Here is a 16532-nt window from a genome sequence, read left to right as displayed (position 1 = left end):
CCTGCGTCTTTATGACTTTGTTAAACACCGGGCTCTGCTCCGCGGAAGAGGATGCTGAAACGCACCATGACAGGAAACGCTTCCCCGATACTGACCACGCTGCTTGATACCGATGCGTATAAGCTTCACATGCAGCAAGCCGTTTTCCATCGTTACCACGATGTGACGGTCACGGCGGAATTTCGCTGCCGCGGCGACGATTTGCTCGGCATCTACGCCGATGAAATTCGCGCGGAGATCGCCGCTATGCAGACGCTGGCACTCAATGATGAGGAGTTCCGCTACCTCGCCGCGCTGCCCTTCTTCCAGACGGACTACCTTAGCTGGCTGCGTGATTTCCGCTATAACCCCAACCAGGTCAGGGTGCGCAGCCACAACGGCAGGCTGGACATTCGCATTCAGGGTCCGTGGCGAGAAGTGATTATGTGGGAAGTGCCGCTGCTGGCGCTGATCAGTGAAGTGGTGCATCGTCACCGCTCGCCGGACGCCAGCGTTGAGCAGGCCGTGGATCATCTGCAGCATAAGCTTTCCGTGTTCCGCCAGCAGGTTGAGGATCTCGATATGTCGCGATTCCGGCTGATGGATTTCGGCACCCGCCGCCGCTTCTCTCAGGGCGTGCAGGAAGCGATCGTCCGTACCCTGAAGCAGGATTTTCCGTGGCTGGTGGGCACCAGTAATTACGATCTGGCGCGTCGCGTTGATATCGCCCCGGTCGGCACCCAGGCGCATGAGTGGTTTCAGGCGCATCAGCAGATTAGCCCGGTGCTGGCAAACAGCCAGCGCGCGGCCCTGCAGGCGTGGCTGGATGAATATGATACTCAGCTCGGCATCGCGCTGACCGACTGCATTACCATGGATGCCTTCCTGCGCGACTTTGGCGTTCACCTCGCCAGCCGCTATCAGGGCCTGCGCCACGACTCCGGCGATCCGGTGCAATGGGGCGAAAAAGCGATCGCGCACTATGAGAAGCTGGGCATCGATCCGCAGAGCAAAACGCTGGTTTTCTCTGACAATCTCGATCTGGACAAGGCGCTGGCGCTCTATCGCCACTTCGGCCAGCGCGCCAACGTGGTGTTCGGCATCGGCACGCGTCTGACCTGCGATATTCCAGGGGTTACACCACTGAATATCGTGATTAAGCTGGTTGAGTGTAACGGCAAGCCGGTAGCGAAACTCTCTGACAGTCCGGGTAAAACCATCTGTCAGGATAAAGCCTTTGTACGCGCGCTGCGTAAAGCTTTCGATCTGCCGCTGGTTAAAAAAGCAAGCTGATCGCCGCCTGTCGGGGCGCGTCGTCGCCCCCTCCCTCTGCAATAAATCTCTGACTCCGACTGGAATTTTGCTTGTTTCCTGATTGCCCGCAAGTAACATAGCAATACTCCGGGTTCCGGGGGTTTATCTGTAATTTCACTTCATCTATATAGAGAGATATTTATGAGCGTAGTGCCTGTAGCGGATGTACTGCATGGCCGCGTGGCGGTTGACAGTGAAGTCACCGTACGTGGTTGGGTGCGTACCCGAAGAGATTCAAAAGCCGGTATTTCCTTTATCGCCGTTTATGACGGCTCCTGCTTTAATCCCGTTCAGGCTGTCGTCAATCATTCTTTGAATAATTACGAAAACGACATACTGCGTCTTACCACCGGCTGTTCCGTGGTGATTACCGGCATCGTGGTGGAATCGCCCGGCCAGGGCCAGGCGTATGAAATCCAGGCCACTCAGGTTGAGGTTGTCGGCTGGGTTGACGATCCTGACACCTATCCCATGGCGGCCAAGCGTCACAGCATTGAATACCTGCGCGAAGTGGCGCATTTGCGTCCGCGAACCAACCTGATCGGCGCCGTGGCGCGCGTACGTCATACCCTGGCGCAGGCGCTGCATCGCTTCTTCCACGAAAACGGTTATTTCTGGGTATCAACGCCGCTGATTACCGCCTCCGACACCGAAGGCGCAGGCGAAATGTTCCGCGTCTCAACGCTGGATCTGGAAAACCTGCCGCGCGACGATCAAGGCAAAGTCGATTTCAACGAAGATTTCTTTGGCAAAGAAGCGTTCCTGACGGTGTCGGGCCAGCTGAACGGCGAGACTTATGCCTGTGCGCTGTCAAAAATCTATACCTTCGGACCGACTTTCCGCGCCGAAAATTCTAATACCAGTCGTCACCTGGCGGAATTCTGGATGCTGGAGCCGGAAGTGGCCTTCGCCGATCTGGATGATGTCGCGGCGTTGGCCGAATCGATGCTGAAATATGTGTTTAAAGCGGTGCTGGAAGAGCGCGCCGACGATATGGCCTTCTTTGCCGAGCGCGTCGATAAAGAGGCGGTTTCCCGTCTTGAGCGTTTTATTACCGCTGATTTTGCTCAGGTAGACTATACAGACGCAGTTGACATATTGCAGAAAAGCGGCCAGAGCTTTGAAAACCCGGTTTCCTGGGGCATCGATCTCTCATCTGAGCATGAACGTTACCTGGCGGAAAAACATTTTAAAGCACCGGTAGTGGTGAAAAACTATCCGAAAGATATCAAGGCGTTTTATATGCGTCTTAACGAGGATGGCAAAACCGTGGCGGCGATGGACGTACTGGCCCCTGGCATTGGTGAAATCATCGGCGGTTCCCAGCGTGAGGAGCGCCTTGATGTGCTGGATCAACGACTTGCAGAGATGGGCCTGAACAAAGAAGATTACTGGTGGTATCGCGATTTGCGTCGTTACGGCACAGTGCCGCACTCCGGTTTCGGTTTAGGATTTGAACGTTTAATTGCCTATGTGACCGGCGTGCAAAACGTCAGGGACGTCATTCCCTTCCCGCGTACTCCACGTAACGCGAGTTTCTAAAACGTTTCATTAATTATAAGAAATTCATATATATAAATCAGGTCGGCTTTGCCGGCCTTTTTTTATTTTTGTAAATTTTGAGATATCTCACAAAGTTCCGTTCTATTTACAAAAAGAAACACATTTTTTCTTTGTGAAACATAATTACGAGATTAGTAGCATTTTCGCGCTAGAATTACCGTTCCCGGAATGGAAAGATGCGTGCAGACACAGAAAGACACCAAACTTCTCTCAAGGTTCCTGTAAAAGTTTCTTGACGGCAGTGGCAGGTGTCCAGATAACTCCAATGAGGGTAATAAATAATGATGAAGCGCAACATTCTGGCAGTGGTTATCCCTGCTCTGTTAGCTGCAGGCGCAGCAAACGCAGCAGAAATTTATAACAAAGACGGCAATAAACTGGACCTGTACGGTAAAGCTGTTGGCCTGCACTATTTTTCTAAAGATGATGGCTATGCTACTGATGGCGATCAGACTTATATTCGTTTCGGCTTCAAGGGTGAAACGCAAATCAATGACCAGATGACCGGTTTCGGTCAGTGGGAATACCAGGCTAACGCCAACAACTCCGAAGGCTCTGACGCGCAAGACGGTAACAAAACCCGTCTGGGCTTTGCCGGTCTGAAATTCGGCGATGCTGGCTCTATCGACTACGGTCGTAACTACGGCGTAGTTTATGACGCAATTGGCTGGACCGATATGCTGCCGGAATTCGGCGGTGACTCTGGTTACTCAGATAACTTCATGAACGGTCGTTCTGGCGGTCTGCTGACCTACCGTAACACCAACTTCTTCGGCCTGGTTGATGGCTGGGACTTTGCTGTTCAGTATCAGGGTAAAAACGAACGCAGCGAAACGCGCCGCTCCAACGGCGACGGCTACGGTTTCTCAACCACCTATACCTCTCCGATTGGTCTGGGTATCGTAGCTGCTTACAGCAACAGCGATCGTACCAATGCACAGGCTGCTGGTGCTTCAACGACTGTTACCTCAGCAGATACTGGCGCTAGTGACACCATCGTAACGGGTCAAGGTGCTGGTAAGCGCGCAGAAAACTGGGCGACCGCTATCAAATATGATGCTAACAACATCTATCTGGCAGCCATGTATGGCGAAACCCACAACTCTACGCCGGTTTCTACTTCTGGTAGCTTTGCTAACGGTGATACCTATTCAATTTCAGGTTTCGCTAACAAAGCGCAGAACTTCGAAGTTGTGGCTCAGTACCAGTTCGACTTCGGTCTGCGTCCGTCTCTGGGTTACGTTCAGTCCAGAGCTAAAGACGTTGAAGGCGTAGGCGATGTTGATTTGATCAAATACATTGAAGTGGGCGCGACTTATTACTTCAACAAAAACATGTCTACCTACGTTGACTACATCATCAACCAGATCGATGACGATAACGCACTGGGCATTAACTCTGGCGACACCGTTGCACTGGGCCTGGTTTACCAGTTCTAAGTTGCACACTCTGGTGTACAGAGAGAAACGGGGCTTCGGCCCCGTTTTTTATTGTCTGCGATTCAGCCAGTTAACCTGGTGTATAAAGCCTCGCCTGCGCCGAACGGCACACTTTTTCAGCGAACCCGATCTGCCTCGTAAAACCGCCTGATTTTTTTCGCAAACGGTTGGCTTTTGCCTGAGCTGGCGCTAACCTGATAGCTCATTTTGCTAAAGTTCACGCTGACCGGACCTTACTCATGTTTGAATCGATTTCTGCCGCACCCGCCGATCCTATTCTGGGACTGGGCGATCTGTTCCGCGCCGATGACCGTCCCAATAAAATCAATCTTGGCATTGGCGTCTACAAGGATGAAACCGGCAACACGCCGGTATTAACCAGCGTTAAAAAAGCCGAGCAGTATCTGCTGGAAAACGAAACCACAAAAAATTACCTCAGCATTGATGGTCTGGCCGATTTCGCCCGTTGCACGCAGGAGCTGCTGTTTGGCAAAGAAAGCAGCCTGCTCACTGAACGTCGCGCCCGCACGGCGCAAACCCCAGGCGGCACCGGTGCTCTGCGCGTGGCGGCTGACTTTCTCGCCAACCAGACCAGCGTAAAGCGCGTCTGGGTCAGCAATCCGAGCTGGCCAAACCATAAAAACGTCTTTAACGCTGCCGGACTTGAAGTGTGCGACTACGCCTGGTACGACGCGCAAAACCATCAGCTCGACTTCGACGGTATGCTGGCCTCGCTGCGTGAAGCCAAAGCGGGCGACGTGGTGCTGTTCCACGGCTGCTGCCATAACCCGACCGGCATCGATCCGACGCCTGAGCAGTGGCAACAGCTGGCTGAGCTGTCAAAAGCGAGCGGCTGGCTGCCGCTGTTTGACTTTGCTTATCAGGGCTTCGCACGCGGTCTTGATGAAGATGCCGAAGGACTGCGTATCTTCGCCGCTTCCCATCAGGAGCTGATCGTAGCCAGTTCCTACTCCAAAAACTTCGGCCTCTATAACGAGCGCGTGGGCGCATTTACCCTGGTTGCCGCCGAGTCTGCCGTTGCCGATACCGCGTTCAGCCAGGTGAAATATACTATTCGCGCTAACTACTCTAACCCGCCGGCGCACGGTGCGGCTGTTGTCGCCACTATCCTGAGCAACGATGTGCTGCGTACTCTGTGGGAGCAGGAGCTGACCGATATGCGTCAGCGTATTCAGCGTATGCGTCAGCTGTTCGTCAATACGCTGGCGGAAAAAGGGGCAAACCGAGATTTCAGCTTTATCATCCGCCAGAACGGTATGTTTTCATTCAGCGGCCTGACCAAAGATCAGGTTGTGCGTTTGCGTGAAGAGTTTGGCGTGTATGCGGTGAATTCCGGTCGTGTTAACATTGCAGGCATGACGCCCGATAATATGTCGGCCCTGTGTGAAGCGATTGTGGCTGTGCTCTGAGTTTCGGCGTCAGCGAGGATAAAAAAATGGGCCTGATGGCCCATTTTTTATTGCAAAAACGGATTGCTGATTCGCTCTCTGCCTAAGGTAGAGACAGGGCCATGGCCGGGCAGAAAAGTCACGTCATCGCCCAGCAGCAGCAGCTTCTGCTTAATCGCCGCAATCAGGTGCTGATGGTTACCCTGCGGGAAATCGGTGCGACCAACGCCGCCATTAAAAATCACATCGCCAGAAACCAGCAAACGCCCGGTCCGGTCAAAAAACACAATATGGCCTGGCGTATGACCCGGACAGTGCAGCACTTCAAGCGTAACGTTACCAACCTGCACGCTATCGCCCTCTTCCAGCCAGCGATCCGGCGTCAGCGGCGCGCACTTTTCCAAACCAAACATCTGGCTCTGCGCAGGCAGCGCCTCCAGCCAGAACGCATCCAGCTTCTGCGGGCCGATAACCGGCACCTGATAGTGCGCCGCCAGCTCCGCCGCCGCGCCCACATGATCAAGATGTCCATGCGTCAGCAAAATTTGTGCGGGAGTCAGATCAAGCTGAGCGAGCTGCTGTTTAATCGTCGCCGCGTCGCCGCCCGGATCCACCAGCGCGGCCTCACGGCTCTGTTCACACCAGATGACGGAACAGTTCTGCGCAAAGGCCGTAACCGGAATAATGTGATAGTTCATAACGCTCCATGACCGGCGCACGCAGCGTTGCCGGCGTCAGGACCAGTGCCGGACCGGCCCGGTATCAATGTGTACGAAGTTGCTGCGAGGATAATATCCTACACCACCTGCACGCATTTTTAACGCCGCTTTGCGTACGTTGTTTAGCGCGATGCCTTCAATATGGAAGTCCATCGCCTGGCCCAGCGTATGGTAGCTGTGCTTCGCCACGCCGGGGCCGTGCTCGCGCAACATATTATTGGTTGCCAGGGTGCGATAACCCGAAATCAGCTGCACGGGCTTGCGAGTTTCCAGCATCGCCTGCAGACGATAAATCTGATCGAATAGCCGGGGATCGATCGATTTAATCTGATTCGCGCGATAGTCGCGGAAAAAATGATTCAAACGGGCCAACTCATCCCTGTCGTAGCTTTTGCCGTTAAAAAATTCGGTTTTAAGAGTTTCACCGGTATGCATGTTACTAAGGGTTAATACACGCGGTCGGGAAGTCGAAAGGGAGGCCAGCGCTGAGCCAGGAAGCAGTGCCAGACCTGCCGCTGCACCGCCGCAAAGAAGCAGTTTGCGACGTTGAGAATCAAAATTAGCCATGAAACGCGATTACCTGAGAAAAAAACGATAGAAATGTGCAAAAAGTGCACAGGACGGAACCATAACCGCCCGAGGTTTTGACGTCAACCGGTGAAATGCAGGTTTGAGCGGCGATCCCGATCGGGATCGCCTTTTCAGGACAGGTCTCGCTTAAACGAAACTCTGAGGAAGCGGTTCAGAATCAATGAGTAGAAAAAAGTTGCCCCGCCCGCGCCAGCACCTGGCTGCCGGATCGCGCAGGATTATCATAATTGTAAATATCTGTGCGGAACTGCGGCTTACCATCATCCGCAACCCATGCCGTAAGGTAGTAAAGATTTACCGGGATTCGATGGCGAATTGGCACATAGCGTGTATTGCCCTCTTTCAACGTGCTGGAGATGCGCGTGTCGTTCCAGCCTGCGTCCTGTAACAGCAGGCCCGCCAGCTCTGAGGCTTTGTTTACGCGTACGCAGCCAGAGCTGAGTGCTCTGATGTCGCGCTGAAACAGGTTGTGGTTCGGCGTATCGTGCAGATAGATGGCATCTGAACTGGGCATATTGAATTTGTAACGGCCCAGCGAGTTCATCGCGCCCGGCGCCTGCTGCAAACGATAGGGGAAGGACGAGGCGGAGACCATACTCCAGTCAATCATGGTGGGGTCGATCACCTCCGCATCTGCGTTCCAGCCCGAAAGCAGCGTATAGCCATGCTTCCAGAGATAACCGGGATCGCGTTTTACCTTGGGTATGATGTCCTGGCGCACCAGGGTCGTCGGCACGTTCCAGGGCGGATTCAGCACCACATTATTTAACGCGCTGCGCATCAGCGGCGTTTTGCGATCCGGCCTGCCGACAATCACGCGCGACGAGAGAATTTTGCTGCCGTTGTTGTAGTAGGTCAGCGAATAGTTGGGAATATTCACCATGATGCCGTTATGCATATCATCCGGCAGCAGGCGCAGACGCTGGATATTCAGCGCCAGCAGCGCGGCGCGCATTTGCGGCGATACGTTCAACCACTCGCGAGTGCGCGGGCCGATATTGCCGTCATCCGCCAGCCCCTGCCACTGTTGAAAGCGTTTCACCGCCGCCACCAGCGTCTCGTCATACAGCGTATCGGCGCTGGCCGTGGCGCTGTTCTGCACGTTGCCCGGCGATTGAGGCACCTCCGCCGGCAAATCACTTATGCTGGCTGCCGACGGGCTGATCGCCACCGGCTGCGCCTGCTGGCTGACCGGCTCAGGCGCGGTTGGTACCGCATCATCGGCTGGCGTGGGCGTCACGGTGTGCGCATTGAGCATACCGGTACGCTGCAAGATTTCGCGCAGCGCCGGAACGTCATCGCTCATCTGCCCCGGACGCAGGGTATCGCGGTTTTTCAGCTGCGGCCAGGGCCGGTTATCGGTCAACAAAGTTTTCAGCGCGGCATGCATCGGCGCATATTGCGGATGTTGTGGCGCCAGCGACGCGATAAAAGTGCGTGCGCCGCCGCCGTTTACCGCATTCAGCCACTGATTGATGATCGCTGTCGTCGGCGTCGCCAGTTTGTACGGCACATTGCTGTAGAGCCAGGTTTCACCCTGGGCTGGCACGCTGGAGACGAACTGCAGATAGCCGAGCAGTGCGTCGGAGAGCACTACATCACGAGCGAAGCCTTTAACATCGGGATCGGTCAGACGATCGACCCAGCGGGTAAACTGCGGCTGCACGCCGGAAAGCGCCACTTCAGCCAGCTGTTGCTGAAACTGTTGAACGGCATCGCGATCCTGCCACAGCAGTTGCATATTGCGCGCTGCGTACAGGCTTGCCAGCTGCGCCTGATAAAACGGCTGCGCGCCGTCAGGGAACGCCTGTTGAATACGCTGTTGGCTATTCTGCAGAGAGGTTGTGCTGTGCGTTGTGCCCGGCAAGGCGGCGATAATCGCGGCAGATGGAGCCGCTACTGGCGCCAGCGCCAGCACCAATCCCAACGCAGCCGCAATACGGTTTACAAAAGTTTTTCTGATCAGCATCGTCCCTGCCCCTCATCTCTCACACTACTCAGCGACAACAAGAGCTCGTCGCATTTGGCCGTTACTCATCATATTGAGTATACGAATAAAAAACGGCATTTGCTTCACGCAGCAAATGCCGTTATCAGATTAAACCGTGGAGCGGTTTTTGACTATATTTCCGCCTGGCTTTTTTCCGCTTCCCGATCCGTTTCGTCGATCTCATCCGGATCAGGGCGTATCGGAGCCGGATCGGCCGCAAAGCCGCGCAGACCCACCACATGCACATGTTCGGTGTTGTTAAACACTTTACGCACCAGTTTATAGGTGGTGCCTTTCTCCGGGCTGATGTTTTCCGGCGCAGCGATTACCAGCTGCATCTCCAGACGCTCGCAAAGCTCAAACAGCGTCGCGATAGAGCGGGCATCGAGACGCGCCGCCTCATCAAGGAACAGCAGGCGGCAGGGCGAAATATCCTTGCCGCGCAGACGCCGTGACTCCTCTTCCCAGCTCTGCACCACCATCACCAGAATCGACATGCCGGTCCCGATCGCTTCACCGGTCGAGAGCGCGCCGCTCTCGGCACGCAGCCAGCCGTCGGAGCCACGGTTCACTTCCACTTCCATTTCCAGATAGTTGCGGTAGTCGAGCAGCTCTTCCCCGATGGTTTGCGGCGTACGCTGGCCCATGTCGATCTGCGGGTTCAGACGCTGATAGAGCTTCGCCAGCGCTTCCGAGAAGGTGAAGCGGTTGCTGTTGAACAGATCCTGATGCTGCTCATGCTCTTCAGAAAGCGTGTCCAGCAGCATGGCGTGGGTTTCCCGCACGTTGACGTTGAGACGCACGCTGCGCACCTGTCCAAAGCTCACGGTCTGCAAGCCCTGGTTCAGCTGGCGGATACGGTTCTGCTCGCGCTGGATGGTTTTGCGGATAATGTTCGCCGCGCTGCGCGAGCTGATGGCCAGCGTCTGCTCGCGCGCCGTCAGCTCTTCAGTCAGGCGATTCAGCTCAATTTCCATCTGTTCAATCGCTTCCACCGGATCGTCGGTACGGATAATGTCCTGACGGATACGCTCGCGCAAATGTTGATAAACGGCGATAAAGAACTGAATTTTACGCTCGGGCCGCTTTGCGTCTTCCGACAGACGCAGCACGTCGCGCAGATGTTCGTTGTCCGCCACCGCCAGACGCAGCGCGCCCAGCGCCTTATCCGACATCGAACGCAGCTCATCGCCGCTGAGATAGGCAAACTCGCGGCGATGGAGACGACGTTCTACGCCGTTTTCCTTCACCAGACGCATCACCGTACACCAGCCCGCTTTCGCCGAAACCACCTGCTCACGAATCTGGTGATAATCGCGCTCCAGACGACGCAGCTTTTTCTGCAGTGCTTCCATCTCTGCTTCGCAGAAAGTGAGCTGTTTCTCCAGCTGGTTGCGGCGCGCACGGTTATGGCTTAAAGCGTTGTAAAGCTCATCGCGACGCGTGCGGGCGCGCGCTTCCGCGCCTGCGTCCGCCTGCACGCCGATATCCTGCATCTCCTGATGCAGCTCTTTCAGCATGTCGCGTTTGGCGTCGCTGGAACTCTTCAGCGAGGCGAGTACCTGAGAATATTGCGTCAGCTGCGCCTGATGTTCACGCAGACGCTCGCGGGCGCGGGCGCGTTCAGCTTCCGCCTGCTCCAGTCGCTGGCGCAGTTTGCCATTCAGGTCGCTGTTGCCGGTTAGCATGCCGGCGGAATCCGCATAGCTGAAGTGGGCGCGGCGCTGTACCACTTCGGTCAGGGCAAAGGCTTGCTGACGCGCAGTCTGCTGCTGCTGGCGGGCCTGCTGATAATCAGCCTGTAGCTGCTCATGCTGTTCCGGATCGCTTTGCAATACCGATACCAGGCTTTCCAGTTTTGTCAGCTTGCTGCCGTGCTGATGCAGGAAGCGCGCGGCGTCCTGCGCCTCTTCCACCTGCTCGCGCAGCTCTTCGCAGCGATCCGCCAGCGTATCATCCAGCAGCAGATTAACGCGCGGCAGCAGGCGGTTAAGCTGCGCCACGCCCTCTTTTGCCAGTTCGAACTGCTGACGCTGCTGCTGATTGCTGTTTTCATGTTGGCTCAGCGCACGCTCAACCTCGTTGCGGCGCGCATTCAGCTCACGCATTTGCGCTTCCGGATCGGCATCAAAAGCCACCGCCAGATGGGTGCCGATAAAGCGACTGAAAGATTGATGCAGACGCTGGGTTTTCTGGACGTCGAACGAGAGCGTGGCGTAGATTTCCGCCAGCCGATCGCGCTCGTTATTCAGCAGCTCAAGCTGGTTTTCACGCGCCGCCCGGCCAAACAACGGCACTTTGGGGAAGCGAGAGTAGCGCCACTGGCGCTCCGCCACTTTCACCACCACCGCACTTTCCAGCTCGTCAACGCTGAACACGCTGTCGTCGAACGACTGCGGATCCCCTTCGATCAGATAGAGATCTTCCGGGCACTCCTCCAGACCATCCAGCTGCTCGCGCACCAGCGAGAGATCCGGCACCACGATGGCATGACGCGAAGGACCATACAGCGCCGAGAAGTAAGGCGCATCTTCCAGCGTCACGTCATCATAAATTTCTGACAACAGCACCCCGCCGAAGCGTTCCGCCAGCTGCGTCAGACGTGCATCTTCGGCGCCGCCCGGCTGGCTGAGGCGCTCAATTTGCTGCTCAACCTCACGCTTGCGCGCGGCAACCTCGTCGCGCTCCACGGTGGTTTCACGCTCGCGCTCCAGCAGCAGCTGCATGTACTCGGTGATCTGCTGGCTGCTGGCCAGCTGTTCGCCGGTCTGCTCGCTCAGCTGAGTCAGGATCTCCTGCGCCGCCAGCCAGTGCGGCGCACGCGCGGTCAGGGCAGCGAGGCGCTCGCGCAGCTGCTCCAGCTCCTGACGCATCATCATTCGCTGCTCGCCCGCGTCGGCAACGTTGCCGCTCAGCTGTTCAATCTGCGCTTCCAGCTCGCGGTGCAATCCTTCCAGCGCATCGGGCTCGAACTGCTGGCCTTGACGCTTGCAGAATTCGGCCAGCAGGCGTTCGGCATCGTGCTGCTCGCGCAGACGTTGATCCAGCTCGGAGAGGCGCAAACGCAGCGAAGCGAGCTGATCGGCGTGGTGACGCTGATTAGCGGCGTCGCGCAGCAGTTCGCGCCCGGTTTGCCAGGCGTCGTGGCGGCTTACCGTGCCCGCAATGCTGGTGACCAGCTGAAGCGCCTGTTCAAACTGACTGTGCGCCGCCTCGGCCACGCTCAGCTTCTGCTCCAGCTCCAGCAGCCGCCCGGTGGCTTCCTGCTCGCGCGCCTGGAACGTCTCCAGCCAGGGTTCGGCATTCTCAATGCTGAGCTCCGGCAGCTGGCAGAGAGAACGGGCGCGCTCTAATGCCTGCAACGCCTGCTGATACTGAATGGCGCGGGTCTGCTGAACGTCCAGCGCCTGCTGGAAATCAGCCAGCTGGCTCTTTAGCTCATCCACTTCCAGCTCGGCAGCTTCGGCACGCGCTTCATTCTCTTCGTGCACCTCGCGCGCTTCGGCGACCACCTCATTCTGCTCTTCCAGGCGATAAGTCAGCTCTTCGAGATCGGCTTCGTAGCGCTCGATCTTCTCCTGCTGGCGCATCGCTGTCTGCACCAGATTGAGATGATCGCTGGCAGCCTGATAGTCGCTTTCCAGATCGTTTTCCGCCGCGCTGTGCTCGGAGAGTTCGCGCGCCATTTCAATATGGCGATACTGCTCGGAGGCGAGCTGGCTACGGCTGGTGAAGAGTTCATTACGCAGCTGCAGCGCGCCATCCAGATGAATGCGGCGCTCGTTGGCGTGACGCATATAATCGGCGGAAACGTAGCTGGTGGCTTCAGATATAAGATGCTTAAAGAGATCGCGATCGGATTGAGTGACGCGTATCGCCTCCAGCGTCATGCGGTTTTCCCGCAGCGCCGCTTCCATATCCTGAAAAGCCTTACGCACGCCGCCATTTTCCGGCAGCAGATAGTCGCGCAGCGAACGGGTAATGGCGCTGGAGATACCGCCATACAGCGACGCTTCAATCAGACGATAGAATTTACTGCGGTCGCTGGCGGAACGCAGGCGACGCGGCACCACGCCGAGATCGAACATCATCGCGTGATAATCGGTCACGGAGTTAAACTGGCGGAACTGCACCCCTTCCTGCGCTTCGACCCGCTCTTTTACTTCACTCAGGGAGAGGACGCGCGCCTGACGACTGTTCAGAATTTCCGTCAGGATTTCGGTTGGATTGCTGTCAGGCAGCAGGCCATGGATGCTGAACGGCTTGATGTCGACCTTTTTATCGCGACCCGCGACCTGCTGCAGACGCACCCCGACCAGAACGCGCTGATGGCGCGAGTTAACCACGTCCAGCACCGAGTAGCAGACGCCGGCGCGCAGTTTGCCGTGCAACCCTTTGTCGCGTGAGCCGGAGGTCGCGCCCGCTTCCGTGGTATTACGAAAATGCAGCAGCGTTAAGTCCGGGATCAGCGCCGTGACAAAAGCAGCCATGGTTGTTGATTTACCGGCGCCGTTACCGCCGGAAAGGGTGGTAACCAATTCATCCAGGTCAAAGGTACGGGCAAAAAACCCGTTCCAGTTAATCAGGGTCAGCGAACGAAATTTACCGCGTTCAATCATGCCTGCTCTTCCTCTGCGTTATCAACCGCATCGCTTTCCATGTCGTTATCATTGTCTGGATCATCACTATCGGGCTGGGCGCTTTTGCTCTCCAGCGCCATCGCTTCGCCGTCGCGGATCAGGCGCAGCTGCGCTTCACGCGCATCGTCCCCGCTGCGCACGTCGGCGCCGAAGCGAAATACCGATTCGGTAATACGAAACTTGCTGCTGTCATGACCCATAAACCACACCATACCGAGACGGCGCAGACGGCTCAGCGAGGCGCGCACCTTATCCTGTAGCTTGGCGCGGTCCAGGTCGGAGCCGGTGGAGCGCTGATTCACCAGCTTCAGCAATTTGTTCTCATCCGCCAGCGACAGCAGCTCATCATAAAGCTCCTGCTGGGAAAAAATGCCTTCGTTCGCCAGGCGCTCCGGGCTGAGGTAGAGATAACAGAGGATCTTGCCGACCATCATATCCAGTTCGGAAAGCACCGAGCGTGGAATCAGGGTGGTGGAGCGCGGACGCAGATAGAAAAAACCTTCCGGCGCACGAATCAGCTCCACGTTATAACGGGCGTAAAACTCTTCCAGGAACTCCTGGTAATCCATCAGAAAAGCGTGTTGATCCAGCTCTTCCAGACCAATATGACGTCCCGCACGCAGCTGACTGTCCAGCGCGGGAAAAATCGGGTTCGCCAGTGCCTGAGCCAGCTTAACCGGCATCACTTGTTCAATATTTGTCGATGACATGTGCCTGCACCTTGGCTCCGTACTCATTGATGGCCTGCCACTCTGCGGGCAGACCGGCTAAATCGGCCTCGGCAACGCCTAAGCGCACCGCCTGATCCACCACAATGCGCGCCAGGTCAAAGTGACGCGCGCGCGGATACTGCGCCAGATAGTCGCGCATTACGCTGGCCAGATTCAGGGGTTGTTGCCGGGTTTTATAAATCTGTAGCGCCTCTTCAATCATCGCCGCCAGCTGCTCACGAATTTCATTGATCTCTTCGTATTCCATTTCGGGCGGCAGCTCGCCCATCACCTCATCGTTGCGCAGCGTCATCTCGTCATCACGCAGATCAAACAGGCGGTCGGCATTGGCGTGGGTTAAGGCCCAGGGCTGATCGAAATAGTTCTGCACCGACTGGCGCAAACGTTGGGCAAAGACGCGGTTTTTATCCATATCGATGGCGGTACGGATAAATTTGTGTACGTGGCGGTCGTAGCCGATCCAGAGATCGATCGCCTGCTGGCCCCAGCTGATAATGCGATCAAGCTTGTTTTGTAAGTCAAACACCAGCTTGTCGACAAAACCTAAATCGGGGCTGCTCAGGGTCGCATCCTGAATGCGCAGCAGGTTGGCCTGCAGCTTGTCGCCCGCCGCTTCCAGCGTATCCTGCAATTCACGCAGGGTGCCGGAGGTTTCAGAGAGCAGCAACTCACAGCTGGAGATCGCGGCGCGCCAGTCTTTATTCAGCAGATCGGCGATATCGGTTTTCACCGTCTGCTGCTGTTCATCCATCAGGCGCTGGGTCATATCAATGCTGTCGAAAATCTCGGCCACGGAATATTTCAGCGGCGCAAAGACGTTGCGATGCCAGTGAAATTCATCGCCATCTTCTTCTGCGGCATCGGCGGCGCGCTTCAGCTCCTGCGCCACGATGGAGAGCTGCATCGACAGACGCAGCGTGGAGAACTCGCGCTGGCGGATGTAATAGTCGGTGATGCCGATCGCCAGCGGCGTTAAGCGATAAATGGCGTGGCCTTCGGTCAGCTCGCTGGTAAAGCGGTTAAGCAGACGCTGGCGCACCATGTCGTTGATGGCGTTGTTGCCACGCACCAGCACGGTCTCATGGGTTTGTTCAAAAGCCTTACTGACGTGACGAAAAGCATCGATCAGCTCGCCTTCGCTCATTTCGCCGTCCATACGCTCGCCGTTCAGGGTGGCGATAGCCAGTAAAAACGCCAGACGCTCCACGGGCAGCGCAAGCGAGAAATCGTTTTTGCGCGCCCAGGCAACCAGTTCCGGTACCGTCTGGGAAAATTCACTCATAATGCGTCCTTCTGCCTGGGTTTACGCGCGGTCACGTGGATATAGCGCCCTAAGCTCAAAAAGGGTTCCTGGCGGCAATAGCGCCGTTCCATCTCAATAATTTCCTCAACGCTTTTTTCCACACCCATCGGCTTTTTCATATAGTCATAAAATACGCGGATACCGGCGCGCCGCTCGATTTCAAAGCCGCATTCGCGCAGCCAGCCATAAACGTGCTCGGGATCGCGCGGATAATCGGGCGACAGGGTGCGCTTTTTACGTTTGGACATATTGGCGCGCAGATAGCCGAAATTCCCTAAGGTCAACGTACGCAGCGTCAGGCCATGCAGGTTATAAAACATCAGCGACAGCACGCCGCCAGGCTGTAATACCTGGTACAGCGCCTTGAGGACTTTTTCAGGTTCAGCGACCCATTCAAGCACAGCGTGAAACAATACCAGATCCACCGGCTTATCCAAATCATCGCCCACCTGCTGCGCACTAATTTGTCTGAATTGCATGTTTTCGCTCACACCTTTTTCACGCGCATTCTCTTCCGCCCGGCGCAGCATTTCAGCTGAGAGATCGCACAGCACCACCTGATGGCCACGCGCCGCCAGCCCGGCGGAGATTTGCCCAAGGCCGCCGCCAGCGTCAAGGATCGAAAGTTTGCCATCCGGCAGGCTGGGCAGCAGCGCATCCAGTTCATCCCAGAGGATCGCCTGGCGCACCAGCCCTTTTGTCGTGCCGTAGATGTTTTGCGAGAATTTCTCCGCCAGATCGTCAAAGTTGCGATCCTGCATGCCGTGAGCTCCGCTCTGCTGCTGTAAAAGATGTGCTATTTTGTCACAGCCAAATCAGGAATGAACCTTTCATCCCCTTCTTCCTCATCAGCT

Annotated in this window: 11 protein-coding genes; 4 read left to right on the top strand and 7 right to left on the bottom strand. The window is 56.3% G+C overall.

Going from position 1 to position 16532, the window contains the following annotated elements; genetic code table 11:
* Positions 1 to 51 precede the first annotated feature (51 nt).
* The 4 genes from pncB to ABU178_RS07450 all read left to right on the top strand — a co-directional run bounded on the left by pncB (position 52) and on the right by ABU178_RS07450 (position 5725).
* Positions 52 to 1272: a nicotinate phosphoribosyltransferase gene (pncB, locus tag ABU178_RS07465; RefSeq protein ID WP_397213451.1), complete on the top strand. Its 1221-nt coding sequence runs from the start codon at positions 52 to 54 to the stop codon at positions 1270 to 1272.
* A gap of 162 nt (positions 1273 to 1434) precedes the next feature.
* The gene (asnS, locus tag ABU178_RS07460; RefSeq protein WP_397213449.1) at positions 1435 to 2835 is read left to right on the top strand and encodes an asparagine--tRNA ligase; all 1401 of its coding nucleotides are present in this window, start codon (positions 1435 to 1437) and stop codon (positions 2833 to 2835) included.
* A gap of 302 nt (positions 2836 to 3137) precedes the next feature.
* Positions 3138 to 4295, top strand: a complete 1158-nt coding sequence (gene ompF, locus ABU178_RS07455) for a porin OmpF (RefSeq protein ID WP_397213447.1) — start codon at positions 3138 to 3140, stop codon at positions 4293 to 4295.
* Between the two features lie 239 nt (positions 4296 to 4534).
* The gene (locus ABU178_RS07450) at positions 4535 to 5725 is read left to right on the top strand and encodes an amino acid aminotransferase (RefSeq protein WP_397213445.1); all 1191 of its coding nucleotides are present in this window, start codon (positions 4535 to 4537) and stop codon (positions 5723 to 5725) included.
* A 47-nt stretch (positions 5726 to 5772) separates the two neighbouring features.
* Here the strand turns inward: ABU178_RS07450 and ABU178_RS07445 are convergent, their stop codons facing one another.
* From ABU178_RS07445 to cmoM, 7 genes are all read right to left on the bottom strand, one after another.
* Positions 5773 to 6402 carry an MBL fold metallo-hydrolase gene (locus ABU178_RS07445; protein ID WP_397213443.1) on the bottom strand — a complete coding sequence of 210 codons (630 nt, stop codon included), beginning with the start codon at positions 6400 to 6402 and terminating at the stop codon, positions 5773 to 5775.
* Positions 6403 to 6438: 36 nt separating this feature from the next.
* Positions 6439 to 6990: a DUF882 domain-containing protein gene (locus ABU178_RS07440; RefSeq protein WP_397213441.1), complete on the bottom strand. Its 552-nt coding sequence runs from the start codon at positions 6988 to 6990 to the stop codon at positions 6439 to 6441.
* A 181-nt stretch (positions 6991 to 7171) separates the two neighbouring features.
* Positions 7172 to 8983, bottom strand: a complete 1812-nt coding sequence (gene ldtD / locus ABU178_RS07435; protein ID WP_397213439.1) for a L,D-transpeptidase — start codon at positions 8981 to 8983, stop codon at positions 7172 to 7174.
* A gap of 152 nt (positions 8984 to 9135) precedes the next feature.
* Positions 9136 to 13623 (bottom strand): chromosome partition protein MukB, encoded by a 4488-nt coding sequence (gene mukB / locus ABU178_RS07430; RefSeq protein WP_397213437.1) that lies wholly within the window; start codon positions 13621 to 13623, stop codon positions 9136 to 9138.
* Positions 13620 to 14354 carry a chromosome partition protein MukE gene (gene mukE / locus ABU178_RS07425; RefSeq protein WP_397213435.1) on the bottom strand — a complete coding sequence of 245 codons (735 nt, stop codon included), beginning with the start codon at positions 14352 to 14354 and terminating at the stop codon, positions 13620 to 13622. The genes mukB and mukE overlap by 4 nt, the downstream gene beginning before the upstream one ends.
* The gene (gene mukF / locus ABU178_RS07420) at positions 14335 to 15657 is read right to left on the bottom strand and encodes a chromosome partition protein MukF (RefSeq protein WP_397213433.1); all 1323 of its coding nucleotides are present in this window, start codon (positions 15655 to 15657) and stop codon (positions 14335 to 14337) included. Before mukF ends, mukE begins: the two co-directional genes overlap by 20 nt.
* Complete coding sequence (gene cmoM, locus ABU178_RS07415; RefSeq protein ID WP_397213431.1) at positions 15654 to 16439, bottom strand: tRNA uridine 5-oxyacetic acid(34) methyltransferase CmoM; 786 nt, start codon at positions 16437 to 16439, stop codon at positions 15654 to 15656. Before cmoM ends, mukF begins: the two co-directional genes overlap by 4 nt.
* Positions 16440 to 16532: the final 93 nt, after the last annotated feature.

It is taken from the genome of Pantoea osteomyelitidis, from assembly GCF_044342975.1.
In the GTDB taxonomy this organism is placed as follows: Bacteria; Pseudomonadota; Gammaproteobacteria; order Enterobacterales; family Enterobacteriaceae; genus Pantoea; species Pantoea osteomyelitidis.
Note: the sequence above shows the minus strand (reverse complement) of the source record. Positions and strands in the feature narration are given on the sequence as shown.